The sequence below is a fragment of the Vreelandella andesensis genome, from assembly GCF_003989795.1.
Taxonomy (GTDB): domain Bacteria; phylum Pseudomonadota; class Gammaproteobacteria; order Pseudomonadales; family Halomonadaceae; genus Vreelandella; species Vreelandella andesensis.
This window is the reverse complement of sequence record NZ_RZHG01000013.1, coordinates 50,934-64,630: the sequence shown is the minus strand read 5'-3', so window position 1 is coordinate 64,630 and position 13,697 is coordinate 50,934. Positions and strand designations below refer to the sequence as shown.

General features: G+C 52.6%; 12 protein-coding genes. 5 read left to right on the top strand and 7 right to left on the bottom strand.

From position 1 onward, the window contains the following. Positions 1–8: 8 nt before the first annotated feature. Positions 9–1,577 (bottom strand): cryptochrome/deoxyribodipyrimidine photo-lyase family protein, encoded by a 1,569-nt coding sequence (locus ELY33_RS07035; protein WP_126945972.1) that lies wholly within the window; start codon positions 1,575–1,577, stop codon positions 9–11. Between the two features lie 136 nt (positions 1,578–1,713). Here ELY33_RS07035 and hmuQ point away from each other — a divergent pair, with 136 nt between their 5' ends. Then, on the top strand, positions 1,714–2,019 hold the full coding sequence (gene hmuQ, locus ELY33_RS07030; protein ID WP_126945969.1) for a heme-degrading protein HmuQ: 306 nt from the start codon (positions 1,714–1,716) through the stop codon (positions 2,017–2,019). Positions 2,020–2,051: 32 nt separating this feature from the next. Here the strand turns inward: hmuQ and menA are convergent, their stop codons facing one another. Continuing rightward, entirely contained in the window at positions 2,052–2,978 is a 927-nt protein-coding gene (gene menA, locus ELY33_RS07025; protein ID WP_126945966.1) for a 1,4-dihydroxy-2-naphthoate octaprenyltransferase, read from the bottom strand. A 103-nt stretch (positions 2,979–3,081) separates the two neighbouring features. Then, positions 3,082–4,551 carry an anion permease gene (locus tag ELY33_RS07020; RefSeq protein WP_126945963.1) on the bottom strand — a complete coding sequence of 490 codons (1,470 nt, stop codon included), beginning with the start codon at positions 4,549–4,551 and terminating at the stop codon, positions 3,082–3,084. A gap of 266 nt (positions 4,552–4,817) precedes the next feature. On the opposite strand from ELY33_RS07020, the gene frdA reads away from it, so the two are divergent. Genes frdA through frdD form a run of 4 tightly spaced genes read left to right on the top strand, consistent with a single transcriptional unit; the run spans position 4,818 to position 8,204 of the window. Beyond that, positions 4,818–6,605: a fumarate reductase (quinol) flavoprotein subunit gene (gene frdA, locus ELY33_RS07015; RefSeq protein WP_126945960.1), complete on the top strand. Its 1,788-nt coding sequence runs from the start codon at positions 4,818–4,820 to the stop codon at positions 6,603–6,605. Next, positions 6,602–7,369 (top strand): succinate dehydrogenase/fumarate reductase iron-sulfur subunit, encoded by a 768-nt coding sequence (locus ELY33_RS07010; RefSeq protein ID WP_126945958.1) that lies wholly within the window; start codon positions 6,602–6,604, stop codon positions 7,367–7,369. Before frdA ends, ELY33_RS07010 begins: the two co-directional genes overlap by 4 nt. Positions 7,370–7,383: 14 nt before the next feature. Continuing rightward, a complete protein-coding gene (locus tag ELY33_RS07005) occupies positions 7,384–7,779 on the top strand; it encodes a succinate dehydrogenase/fumarate reductase transmembrane subunit (protein WP_126945955.1) in 396 nt (131 codons plus the stop codon). A gap of 32 nt (positions 7,780–7,811) precedes the next feature. Then, positions 7,812–8,204 carry a fumarate reductase subunit FrdD gene (gene frdD, locus ELY33_RS07000; protein ID WP_126945952.1) on the top strand — a complete coding sequence of 131 codons (393 nt, stop codon included), beginning with the start codon at positions 7,812–7,814 and terminating at the stop codon, positions 8,202–8,204. Between the two features lie 143 nt (positions 8,205–8,347). Here frdD and ELY33_RS06995 read toward each other — a convergent pair whose 3' ends face one another. The 4 genes from ELY33_RS06995 to ELY33_RS06980 form a co-directional block, all read right to left on the bottom strand. After that, on the bottom strand, positions 8,348–10,939 hold the full coding sequence (locus ELY33_RS06995) for an MSCRAMM family protein (RefSeq protein ID WP_126945949.1): 2,592 nt from the start codon (positions 10,937–10,939) through the stop codon (positions 8,348–8,350). 5 nt (positions 10,940–10,944) lie between these two features. After that, positions 10,945–11,841, bottom strand: coding sequence for a fimbrial biogenesis chaperone (locus ELY33_RS06990; RefSeq protein ID WP_126945946.1), 897 nt, complete (start codon positions 11,839–11,841; stop codon positions 10,945–10,947). Next, positions 11,838–12,176: a hypothetical protein gene (locus ELY33_RS06985; protein ID WP_126945943.1), complete on the bottom strand. Its 339-nt coding sequence runs from the start codon at positions 12,174–12,176 to the stop codon at positions 11,838–11,840. Before ELY33_RS06985 ends, ELY33_RS06990 begins: the two co-directional genes overlap by 4 nt. 317 nt (positions 12,177–12,493) lie before the next feature. Continuing rightward, positions 12,494–13,099: a hypothetical protein gene (locus ELY33_RS06980; RefSeq protein WP_126945940.1), complete on the bottom strand. Its 606-nt coding sequence runs from the start codon at positions 13,097–13,099 to the stop codon at positions 12,494–12,496. Positions 13,100–13,697: the final 598 nt, after the last annotated feature.

Genomic DNA, 13,697 nt, shown 5'->3' with positions numbered 1-13,697 from the left:
TCTTACTTCTAGGCATCACCAAGCCCGCCATCGCCAAACAGTGAAAGCTGTTGGCGGTTGGCGGGTTTTGTTTTTTTGGTGCGCCGAGCGGGCGGCTTACGCTGGCTGGCGAGCTTATCCACAATGGCTTGGCTGGATTCTCTAGCCTCTGGGGTGCGTCTTAGTTCGTGCAGCATCTTTTTCCAGTGGCGCGCTTCGGCTTCGAAATCGTTGGGCAGCGGGTAGTGTTCGCCGGGCTGGAAGCCCAACCGTTTTTGCAGGCTTTCCGGCAGTGTCCAGGGCTTGGCGCGCCACTCAATGGGGAGGCATGAAAGCTCTGGTACCCAATGGGCAACGAACTCGCCGGTGGGGTCGTTATCTTCCGCTTGTTTAATGGGGTTGTAGACCCGCAGCGCGTTGGTGCCTGTGGCGCCTGCTTGCATCTGCACCTGGGGGTAGTGAATGCCTGGTTCATAATCGGTAAACAGTCGTGCTAGGTGCAGCGCTGGTTCACGCCAATGCAGCCCAAGGCCAAAGGTGGCGTGGGAAATCAGCATGGCGCGCATGCGAAAGTTGATCCAGCCGGTGGCGATCAGGCTGCGCATACAGGCATCCACCAGTGGCACGCCGGTTTGACCGCGCTTCCAGGCAATCAGGTTAGGGTGTTCGGGGTCGCGTTCTCGCAGGTCACGCAGTGCTGGGTGCAACGTTTGTCCCTCAATGCTCGGCTCACTTTCGAGCTTTTGAATAAAGTGGCAGTGCCAGTAAAGCCGCGAAGTGAAAGCGCGCAACGAGCGCGCCCAGGCAGTGTCTTCAGTGTGCTTTTCCCGCTGGCGGCGTAACGACTGGACTACCTCGCGCATGGAAAGCGTGCCCCAGGCCAAATGGGGGGAAAGCCGTGAGCCAAACTCCCAAGCAAGCAACGGCTTAGATAGCGAGCCGCGATAGCGACGCCCGCGTGTTTGCACAAAACTGCGCCACAGTGTGCGGCCTTCGCTGCGACCGCCTAACTGGCGCTGGGGGCACGGCGTGGTATCAAACCCCAGGGTTAGGCTTTGAAGCTGATCAACGTCAATTTGATGAAAGGCTTGCCAGCCCTCAGCCGGTTGAGCGTTTTGTGGAGCAGTGGCGGTGGGAGCGTTCATCAGTTTTTCCCAGCGGGTTTGGTGCCCCGTGCGGCTGCTTAGCCCCCGCACCACACCTTGCTGACGCGCTTCCTGCCATGTCACGCTATTGGTTTGGCACCACCCATGGACCCGTTTATCCCGTTCAAAGCTCCAGGCGTTGCCCGTCTCCTGGTGAGAATGAAGGGTAATGTGGCCGTAGTGAGCTTTCAGGCCGTTCAGCAAATCAACAATATCGCCCTGGCAAATACACAGCGGCAGGCCGAGTGTTTGCAGCGCGTGGGAAAGATCAATAAGTGAGTCTGCGGCAAATTGCCAATGGCGTAGGGCGCTATCGGGTGTTTGCCACTGCGCTGGTTCGATAGCGAATAGCGGCAATACGGGCCCTGCCGCGGCGGCATTAGAAAGCGGCGCGTGATCATGAATGCGTAGATCGCGTTTGAACCAAATGACCTGGATGGGTGCCTTAGCCATGCCGTATCCTGACGGTTGAGGGCTATTCGCCGTAAAGCCTATTCGTCACTAAACCACGACGTTACCATCAAGCGAACGTTACCGTAAGCAGCAGGCCGCTATGCTGTTGTGTTAGATAACTACTAGGAGAGAGTGCATGTATATTGCCATGAACCGTTTTCGGATTGCCCCAGGCCGCGAAGAAGATTTTTTAGAGGTATGGCGCAACCGTGATTCGCATTTGGATGAAGTGCCAGGCTTTAAGCAATTCCAAATGCTGCAGGGCGAAAGCCAGGAAGATCACACCGTGTTTATCTCCCATAGCGTATGGGAGTCAGAGGACGCCTTCCGTGCCTGGACCAAGTCAGACGCATTCCGTAAAGCCCACGCCAATGCCAAAGCGCCTGAAGGTATTTACCTTGGCCCGCCCAAATTTGAAGGCTATGAGGTGGTGCTTTCATAGTCCTGGCACGCTAGCACCACTCAATAGTCTGATTAGAAATAGGCCAAGCCAATAGACAGCAGTACGCTATAAAGCAGCGTTGAAAAAGCGGTATTTTTTAGCATGTTGGTCAGAACCTTGCCATCTTGGGTATGGCGTAATGTTCTGGCAGCGTCCGTCAGCGGCTTGGCCACCAGCAGGCAGCTCCATCCCAACAGTGGAACCGGTAGAACCACCAGGTAAATCAATGTGAGCACTAGCGCTAATCCCAGCAGCGCCCAGTGGTACATAATCGCGCCTTCGCGGCCTAGCCGCCCCGCTAGGGTGATTTTGCCGCAGCGTGCATCGCTTTCAATATCGCGCACATTATTCACATTGAGAACGGCGGTAGCCAGCAGCCCGCACGCGGCGGCTGGCAAAAATGGCAGCCAGTTTAGCTCGTGGGTATGCAGGTAGTAGGTGCCCAAGACACCGAGCAGCCCGAAAAACATAAAGACCGCAATATCCCCCAGCCCACGGTAGCCGTAAGGGGCGCCGCCTAGCCCAACGGTATAGGTCACCGCTGCCAGTAGGGCAGCAGCGCCTAACAATATGAAGATGAGAATCTGCATCCATTGATTCCCAAAGGCGGCAAGCAGCAATAGCAGCCCGAATAGCGCGGCAACGGTGGCGGTGACGAACATTCCGCTGCGCATTGCTTTTGGGGTCAACAAACCAGATGAGACAGCCCTTAACGGGCCGCTACGTTTCTCGTTATCAACGCCTGAGGCGGCATCGCCATAGTCGTTGGCTAAATTAGACAGTACCTGAAGGGCCATGGCAGTGAGTAGGGCAAGCAACAGCACCGTGGGGTTGAAAGCCTGGGCGTGCGCTGCAAGCCCGCTGCCCAGCAGGATAGATGCACACGACAGCGGCAGCGTTCTAGGGCGTGCGGCTAACACCCAGGCGTGATGCGGACTGTGTTTGGCGAGATGTTCCAATACGTTAATATCCCTGTGAACTACTTATGATGAAAAGAAGGGTAGTGGGGCAATAGCTAAGTACTGGTCAAGTAATAAGTGCTGGTCAAGTAATAAGTATTGGTCAGGTAAATAACAGCAGCCAGGGTAAGCCGATGACTAACCAAACCACTAAAAATAGCAGCCCGAAAATCGCGCCTAGTCGCCAAAAGAGTGCGCTGGGCAGATAGCCGCTGCCGTAATAAACCGGGCTTGGCCCAGTACCGTAAGGCGTGAGAATCCCCATAAAACCGAGTGTGGGGAGTAACAATAAGATAAACATCTGCATATCGAGCCCGGCAATGCCAGATGCTGCTGCTAAAATGACCGGTAGCAAAGCGGTAACGTGCGCCGTCACGCTGGCAAAGAAGTAGTGCAGCAGATAGAAGATAACTACCAACGCCACCATGGCTATTAGCGGGTCGAAGTGGCTTATTTGCCCGCCGACCACATTGCCAAACCAGGTAACGAAACCCACCTGACTTAGCCCGCCAGCCAGTGCCACCAGGGTGGCGAACCATACAAAAGTATTCCAGGCTGCTCGATTATCGAGAATATCGCTCCACGTCACAATGCCAGTTAATAACATGCCGCAGATCACCACTAAGCCCACTAGTGACCCAGAGATAATACTGCCAGCAAATATCCACAGCAGCAGGGCGGTGACCACCATAAGAACCAGCATTATTTCATGGCGGGATAGTGCCCCCAGATTGGCTAACTCCTGCCCTGCCCAGTCGGAGATTTCGTTACCTGCTTTCACTTCGGGCGCACATAGCCAGTAGCTAAGCAGCGGCACCAGCAGAAGCAGCAGGATCCCGGCTGGCGCGACGGCCATAAACCACTGCCCCCAGTTAATATAAATGCCGGTCGCGCTCTCGGTTAACGCGATAGCTAATAGATTGGGGGCTAGAGCGGTCAAAAATAGCGAGCTGGTCACACAGGTAGAGGCCAGCGCTGTCCACATTAGAAAGCTACCCATTCGCTTCATACTGGGGTCGTTGGGGTGCGAATCGTAAAGCGGCGGAAGATTACGAATGACGGGATAAATTGTGCCCGCGCTGCGAGCCGTATTAGAAGGTGTGAAGGGCGCTAGAATACCATCGGCAATCATCACTGCGTAGCCAAGGGTTAACGTGCGCTTCCCCATTGCCTTAACTAGCCACAGAGATATCCGCCTACCCAGGCCGGTTTTTTCATACCCCAAGGCGAACATAAAAGCGCCAAAAATTAGCCATACGGTGGCGTTGGTAAAACCCGATACCGCCCATAAAAATGCTTGGTTGGCAGCATTAAATCCGTCAGTAGCCAGCTGTTCTGGAGAGAACAGTACCCACCTTGAAAGCAGAGCTACCAGGGTAACGCCGATCAGCCCCACCACTGCGCCCGGTAATGGCTCAAGAATAAGGCCAACGACGCAGCCGAGGAAAATGGCGAGAAAATACCACGCATGCGGCGCAAGCCCTGGGGGGGTAGGAATCAGTGCGACAATAATAGCGACTGCTAGCGGTGCTAGCAGTTTCCATCGCGCTGAGGGTTGAGCATTAGTTGTCATGCGGCACCTCTCTTCAACGTTTGCTGTTCTAGTTTTATTGCTTGGCTGGCAGAAAACTGCCCTGCAGTGAGTGCCTTGAAGAGTAGGCGCTAAGTCAGTGAGGTAAAAGCAACGCTAACTCGATCTTCTTGTTTCTTGACATATATCAATAGTTCTTTGGACTAATGAACGGGGTCTGCCCCTTGTGTGCTAAGTTCAAATGAGGGAGACGGTGCCGAAGTGTGTCGCCTTTAATGTATTTGGCCTGGTTAACCGAAGGAACTGTCATGCAGCAGCGAGATTTCGATATCGTGATTGTGGGAGGAGGAGGAGCGGGCTTGCGCGCCGCCATCGGTGCGGTTGAACAGGCCAAAGCCCAAGGCACCCCCCAGCGTATTGCACTGCTGTCGAAAGTTTACCCGATGCGTTCGCATACCGTGGCTGCTGAAGGTGGCGCGGCTGCGGTTACCAGTGCTGAAGACTCCCATCAGGCCCACTTTGATGACACGGTATCCGGCGGTGACTGGCTGGTTGAGCAAGGGGTCGTCGACTATTTTGTCCACCACGCTTACCAGGAGCTGGTGCAGATGGAACGCTGGGGATGCCCCTGGAGCCGTAAGGATGACGGCCAAGTGCAGGTGCGCCGCTTTGGGGGCATGAAGACAGCCCGTACTTGGTTTGCTGCCGACAAAACCGGCTTCCATATGCTCCACACCCTGTTTCAGACCTCTTTGAAATATCCTGAAATTGAACGCTTTGATGAATTCTTCGTGCTCGATCTAGCGGTGCACGAAGGTGCGGTGATTGGAGTGATTGCCCTTCAAATTGCCACCGGTGAATTGACGCTGCTACGTGCTAAAGCCGTGGTATTAGCCACCGGCGGCGCAGGGCGCTTGTTTCGCTTCAATACTAACGCGGGCATTGTGACTGGCGATGGCATGGCCATGGCTTATCGTCACGGTGTGGCGCTGCGAGACATGGAGTTTGTGCAATACCACCCCACCGGCCTGCCTGGGTCCGGCATTTTAATCACCGAAGCTTGCCGCGGTGAAGGGGGGATTCTGCTCAATAAAGATGGCTATCGTTACTTGCAGGATTACGGCCTTGGTCCTGAAACGCCGCTGGGCAAGCCAGAAAACAAATACATGGAGCTGGGCCCACGAGACAAGCTCTCCCAAGCCTTCTGGCAAGAGCAGCAAGCGGGCCGCACCGGCAAGTTTGGCGACAGCGACGTGGTTTATCTCGACCTTCGCCACTTGGGCGAGAAAACCATCCTAGAGCGCTTGCCGTTTATCTGCGAGCTGGCAAAGGCTTACATCAACGTTGACCCAGTGAAAGAGCCGATCCCTATTCGCCCAGCGGTTCATTATACGATGGGCGGGATTGAAACTGATCCCCAATGCGAGACCTCTATTGCTGGCCTTTACGCCGCCGGGGAATGTGCCTCTGTCGGTTTACACGGTGCTAATCGCTTGGGTTCTAACTCGTTGACCGAGCTACTGGTATTTGGCCGTTTGGCCGGCGAGCGTGCCAGCCAGAAGGCAGCACAAACCGAGTGGGCAGATAGTCAATTTTTGCAAGCCCAGGCCGATCGCCAGCAAGCCATGTTAACGCGCCTGTGTGATGGCGAAGGCAATGGCGATTCGTGGGTAGAACTTAAACATGCCATGGTGCAAGCCATGGAAAGTGGCTGCGGTATCTACCGCACGGAAGAAGGCATGCGCCATTCGCTAGAGACAATTCGCCAGCTGCGTGGGCGCTACGCTAACATTCGTGTTAACGATACCAGCAAGATATTCAATACTGAGCTGCTTGAGTGCATCGAGCTTGGGTGTGGCTTGGACATTGCCGAAGCCTCTTGCTTAGGCGCGCTTGAACGCCTTGAATCCCGCGGTGCCCACCAGCGCCAAGACGAAGGCATGCAAAAGCGCGACGACGTTAACTACCTCAAGCACAGCCAAGTATTCTATCGAGGCGAAGCACCTGCCGAATTGCGCTGGCAGGACGTGGATGTGCGGTTTTCGGCTCCGGCGGAGCGGGCCTATGGCGATGCAGGTAAGGGAGCAAAGGCATGAGTACCGAGCAGGTTAACACTAACAACACCAGCACGAAGCACCTTAGCGTTAAGCGTTACTTGCCGGACAACTCGGCTGAGTCTTACTGGCAAGAGTACGAACTGCCGGTAGACGACAGCACCTCGCTGCTAGATGCCCTGAACCATATTAAAGAGCAGCTTGATAGCACGCTGAGCTACCGCTGGTCCTGCCGCATGGCAATTTGCGGCTCTTGTGGGGTAATGGTCAACGGCATTCCCAAGCTCGGCTGCAAAACCTTCCTGCGTGATTACGAAGGCGATATTCGCATTGAACCGCTGTCCCACTTCCCAGTGCAGCGGGATCTAGTGGTGGACATGGCGATTTTTCTTGAGCACTTGGCGGCGGTGAAGCCCTACCTGATTGACGATAACCCGGCCAAACCTTACGACCCGACGGCGCCGGAAACCTATCAACAGTCCCCTGAGCAGCTGGCCCGCTACAAGCAGTTCGCTAACTGCATAAACTGCGGCCTGTGCTACTCGGCCTGCCCGCAATTTGGGCTTAACCCAGAGTTCCTCGGGCCGGCGGCGCTAACCCTGGCCCACCGTTACAACCTGGACAGCCGCGACCACGGCAAGAAGCAGCGCATGGCTGAACTTAACCGTCATGAGGGGGTGTGGAGCTGCACGTTTGTAGGCTTCTGTTCGAAGGTATGCCCAAAAAACGTTGACCCAGCTGCTGCGGTCAATCAGGGCAAGGTCGAAGCAGCCAAACACACACTCATCGCGCTGTTTAAAGGGTAAGGGGAGGAAAGGTTATGGATAAGTCATCATCGCACCGCCTGCTACCGCTGAAACGCAACTGGTGGCTCAAACACCGCTTTTTTAAGCTCTACATGTTGCGCGAAGCCACAGTGCTACCGCTGGTGTTTTTTATACTCTGTTTACTGGCTGGCATGGTCGCCCTATTGCAGGGGGCGGAAAGCTGGCAGGGGTGGGTTGACTTTATGGGATCGCCCATTGTGCTAGTGCTGAACCTTCTTGCGCTGGCCGCCAGCCTTTTCCACGCCGCCACCTTCTTTGTATTGTTCCCACGGGTAATGCCACTGCGTATTGCTGGTCATAGCCTGCCTGATCAAGCCATTGTGGCTGGGCAGTGGGCCGGTGTAGTAGCCGTTGCGTTGCTGTTTTTCTGGCTACTGGGAAGGGCATAAGCATGGAAAAAATAGCCACGAGTAAACCAGCCATGAATAAGCATAAACCACAGCACGAACTACAGCACAAACAAGCTTTTGACGAACCGCTCTGGTGGGGTCTATTCAGTGCGGGCGGCGTCTGTTTCGCTGTTTTGCTGCCCGCCGTGATTCTCTTTATTGCCGTGCTATTGCCCCTTGGGCTGCTGCCTGCCAACGCACTGAACTATGAGCGGGCATCTGCGCTGTTGTTCAGCGTTCCTGGCTTTCTGTTTGTTGGAGCGGTGATCTGTTTGCCGCTATTTCATGCCGCCCACCGCCTACGCCATGGGCTGTTTGATATCAGCGTGGGCAGTGATGCGCTCAACAAAAAGCTGATGTACGGCGGCGCCGCGCTGCTGAGCGTTTTCGCACTAGGGTTGGTAATAGCAGGCATGCTGAGTTGAATAACGCTTCCCTAGTTCGCTTAATCAGCCTTTTTGGATGTCGTTTAGCGCTAACCATGATTTTCGTGCCAAATCGCGCATGATTGGCCGTGCTTAGGGCTATCACGGGGTGAGCACTTCTGGGCCCAGGTAGATGCGTTTTTTTAGCTTCCCGATACCTCAAGATCTTGCTGGAACACAAACTCATCCACTAGTCGCAACGGCCGTTGCCCCATGAGTTTGTCACCATCATGAACTTCAATTTGGTAGTCGCCAGGGGATAATCCATCGGTACGCCAGTAGCCAAATGCATTCGTATTAGCATGTGCAATTGGCTGTTCATTGGCATCAATGATACGTACGCTAACGCCTGATAAGCCTTCTTTGTTAGCTCTATCAGTTATTTGCCCTGCAGCGCCGAGAAGGATCTCGCTATCGAATGCAACCGATGTTATTGCGCCTGCTGCTACTTCAGCATTGATCACTTGATTTTGAGCGGATAATGCCAGGGGAAGCCCCTCTTGATCTAAATCTACTTGGTAAATGCCGGGCTCGAGATTGGCAACATTAAAGCGGCCGTGTGCATCTGTTCGGGAGCGGACTTGGCCGTTTACTCTTATCGCTATATCAGATAAATCGAAATGGTTTGATGGTGCATTTAGCTGGCCGCCCAGGGAGCCACGGCCAGGGCGGCTGGAGCCAAAACGAGTTAAACCGCCGCCGGTTAGGCCGAAGTCCCAAGCCACAACCACGCTAGCCGTTGTATCTTGGGGGGGCAATGAGTGGTGATTATGGACGGGAGTGCGTGCTGCTTCGCCACGAAAGCGTAAACCCGGTATCAGCTCTCGACCAGCCTGCATAAGAAATCCAGCTTTATTATCACCATGAAGTACGTTCAGGTTCAGAACCCATCCAAATGGGTTTTGTTCTTGCCAGCGGGTGCCAATACTGCCTTGGGTTTGTGATGCATGGCGAGAGTGCGAAACCGACGCTGAGCTGCTCCATTGGGATGACCAGCGATGAATTAGGCTTAGCTGGTTAGCACTGCTGTCGTGACGTGCTCTCAGCCGGGTATTACGCTGAACTATCATGTGAGCTTCATGCTGGTAGTCACCAGCAAGATCTGGACGACTCGTTAGTGTCAGGCTGGAAGTAGGCCGATAACGCGCAGCAGGCAACACATAGGAAGTATGGCTACTGGTGCCAAAGCGCTCTCGACCTATTAGGGCGAGTTCCCAGTGAGGCCTGCGTACGCCAAATTGACCATAATGGTCGCGTTGATCAACATTAGTATTTCGACTGAAGCCATCATCGCTGTCTCTTAGGCTTGCGCGCCAAAACCAGTCGTTTTGATCGCCCTCCAGTGTTATCAGTGTGGCTTGTTTTCGATTGCTCTCGGCAATCGAGGCGCTGGCAATGCCAAGTGGTCCAAGTGCAGCGATAATGCCAGCGGCTGTCTGGTTTCCGTGTTGGCTATTTTGAGCGGCGCCCTCAAATGTGAGTGAAGCACCTAGCGCTTGGCGTACATTGAAAACGCTGCCACTGTCATGGCTGGTTATTTGGTTGTCCAGGGGGTTCCCTTCCTGCCCGAAGCCGGCATAAAGCCGAGTGGCACCGCTGGGAAGTATACTTTGACTGGTTCTAGCGCTGACATCGAGTGTTTTAACGGGAGTGTTGGGTGCAAAAGGCTCAAATAAATTAATTTCAACTTGATTCAGCCCAGCCCCAATCTCGATGTTGGTAAACTCAAATAGCCCATCCAATGAAATACGCTGTCTTTCTATCGTTGCACCATTGATCAGCAGCTCGGCAGTGCCGCCCGGCGGCCCTTCTCCTGCATAAGAGCGTATTGGGCTAAGGCTGTCATTAAAAAGCTGTGTAGCCCCGCTATGTGTTAGTAAATCTGGCCGGTTAGACCAGGCTGCTTGCGCGCCTGTTAAATGCATGACGGGCAATAATGAGTGACTGGATACTTGCTGATGACCGATTAAACTTGCCCAGTTATCTGATCGAGTCTGAAAATGGTAGTTAGTCAGGCGGTCTAGCCCTTGGGAGCTACGTTCATGGCGGGCCTGCCAGGTGGCGCGTTCGGCGCGACCAGAAAGCTCAGTGAAACTCCAGCGCTGAAATTCCTGGTTGTCATGCCTGAATCGAGCCTCTCCGCGAACCCGGGAAAGGCTAAAACGCGGAGGTAGGACGTCGGGTTCAACGGTTTCAAAAGACGTTGTCGCTATATTTCCGTTAGCGTCCCAGACTAATTGAATGAACCAAGCGAATTCGCTTGGATTCCATGTGATGCGGGCAGAAAGACGCTCTGCCAGTAACGAGGGTTTTATATAGTTAGCGCTGTCGTATTGATAGATCTCATCAGGGTTGAGTGTAACGCGGCCTTGTGGGGTTGTGAGTTTGACCGACTGCCCGGCGGCATCGCTGTCTATCGCCAATAGAGGTAACAGGTCATCTAAAGGTAACCGCCGTGTGTTGTCATCAAGCGTGATGTGCACAATGCCCATTGCTTGCTCGTTGCCGTTAATAAACAAGCCTGCCAGCTCTAGGGTAATGTCGTCTCTCAGACGATTAGCATTAGGCGTGGTGAGGCGATTGTGGGAGTCGACTTCATCGGCCCAAGACAGGGGGTAGGTCGAATCGTTGGCTAAGCTGTAAGGCGGTGCTGCTAGCAAAAGCAAAACACACCCACACCCTTTAGCTATCCGTTTTGCCCAGCCTTGAATAACGTGCTTAACTTCGTTGGTCATTGGTGTTATCGAACGGCTGATCCGACTTGTAGCTGGGTACTGATCTGTATGGGCGAGTCGCTGAGTTGGCCCTTGAGTTCTAGGTGGTATCGGCCAGGTTGAAGGCTCTCGCCAATGGGAATACGCAACCAGCGTTTGGCATTAGGCATCACAGGATTGGCGGATAACTGCCCATGCCGAGCTGGTGGCGGGGTAAGTGGATTAGCCTGTCGGTCACTATTTGTCAGCTCTAGCCAATCAAGCCACTGATTACCCTGTGTGGCGCTATACTGCGAAGCTGGCCATAAAGCCCAGTCACCTGAAAGTCGAACATGGCCGTTGCCCGTGTTTTCGACTTGGATCCATAGGCTGTTACCCGACAGCCGCACATCATGGTAATGCCCTGTACGCTCTACATGGCCGACGGTGGCATAGATGGCGGTCTGTAACCTAAAAAGCGATTTGAATACCATGCTGGCATCACTTGACGACGCGATTGGCAGCTCTTCTTCTGTTGTCGGCAACTGCTGAAAAATCATGGCGGTTCTATGTTCACCTTCGGGCAACGCAATGGCTGGCCGGATGGAGAAACGCACTACCTGTGAATCACCAGGGGGAATTGTTAATTCCAGTGGGTTTACGATGATCCAGTTTTCCAAGGATGTTTCGGTAGGAACGATGGGGACTACTTGGTTATCTTCATCGAGTTCGAATGACATTAAATCAACTTCAATGCGAATAGGACTCTGGCCCATGTTCATTAGGCGGTAAGCATGCACTTTTCCGGGGTTATCTAAGTCAACGATAAAGTTTTGCGGGCTGATACCCACCTGTCCCTTAAGCGTATTGCCAGCTAGCAAAGTTGAATAACAGAAAAAACAGAAAGCGATGCTAGAAATCGTTAAAAAGCGTCGAATAGTCATTGGATTAGCTCAATACGCAGTTCGCCGTTGATAGGAGTGGCTTGGTGCAATGCATCAGTGAGAAGACGAATAGCAGCACGACCTTCCCACACTTCACCAGACTCGCTTGTACTCACCCGCCAAGGGGCAGTTAATACAATTTCAGGGGCAGGCATCTCACTAGTTTGATAGCGTGTGTTAAGCGAGTGCCAGCTCGCTACTAAACGAAAATCTTGAACATGCTCATTCGGTTCAAGGTGTAAGCGCCACACTAGCGGGAGTTCTCGCTCGATATAGGCAGGAAGTGCGTTAATTTCCGGAGAAGGCAGGTCGACACGAAGCTGGTTGCCTTCCATATATGCGTTTCCATGTGCGTATGTTGGGGCAGTTGAGATGAAACCATCACGTGTAGACTGTTGCGTCAGCGCAAGTTCATGCAGGGTAATATCTTCCAAGTAAATAACTGAGTCAGATTGGTCGGTGAGATGGGAGCTTAAAGAAAGTTGAGCTGCTGTAGTCACACTAGAAGTGCATAGCAAGTAGCATAACCCTGACAGCTTAACAAGCAGGCTGGAGTTTAGCCTGCCCATGGAACAACCCGCCAATTACATACGATAATACGCCGAACTTCTTCTCGCATTGATAGTTCACTCAAGCGCATATTTCTTTATAATTAAAGAAGGTTAACGGTGAGAGTATAAGTGCTTTGGCCTCCGCCATCATAATTGCCTACAGCAGTAGCGTCGCTCAAGTCTAGATTAAGTCTAACGTCACCCTTAAAAGCGTTATTAGGATTCATCCCTGGGGCAGCGAAGGCTGCTTGAGGCACATTAGGGTTAGAAGTCACAATGCTGGCAGCACCATTAGTAAGTGTTTGCTGGTCACCCGCGGCTGCAACAACTTCGATATCTCCGTTATTAATACCCCGTACAGACCAGACGTTCTGTAGCAGTAGGGTAATGTTAGTAAAGTCGATAGTAGTGGGTTCTGTTACATCTATGGCAAAGTCTGCCTGAAGCTCACCAGCATTTTCAGTGGCAACGGCAGCGGCTGTGCCTTCTTCAAATGCCTGGGCATCCCCTGCTACTGTTCCACCAATTAAGGCAGTCAATGCCGCGGCAGGAATGTCAACTTCGACTACTTCGTTGTAGTTAAGAATAGCTATGCCAGGCATGCCAATAATGACTTCTACCCCAACTTGCGCTTGGCTATTTATAGGCAGCATTGTGCCTAAAGCAACAAACGATGCAAGAGTGATTTTATTTAATTTGGATTTCATATATTGTTACCTATAATTAACATAGCAAGATAATAGCTGTTAACCGATTTGTGTTGATATTAGCATGGCTTTTGTTTGTGCGTATGTGCGTTACTTTAGTTTTTTTTGCGAATGGGATGTAGATTTTTATGAGTAGTATTAAATAACGTTAAATTGCGCATTGGCTGATTTATAAGTCTATGAATATTGAATTTTTTTTATTAAGTTATTTTTATAATGTTTTATATTAACAATTGTTAGCGCGCTGTAGAGTGATTAGCGAAATGGCATAAAGGTTACTTATTGTTTTGGGTCTAGGGTATACGTGAAAATCAGTAACAAAGAGAGTGCGCTATCCACGTCAGCTTTTGGCAGGGAGTTAGGAAATCTCTGATTAACTATTGCGCTTGGTCATGCTGCGTTAAAAAATCGCCTCGTGCGCGAGTACGATCAAAATGTCCATTTACAATCCGTAAACTCCGCTTTTTCGTTGATTTTTGCCTGCCTGCTCTATCACATGCAGGTATATCTGATCCGCGCTGCTGGGCGCGACAGCCTTGGCCCAACTAGCCACTGAGATGCACACGCTATCTAGGGCGTCCTGATCTGCGAGTTCAAT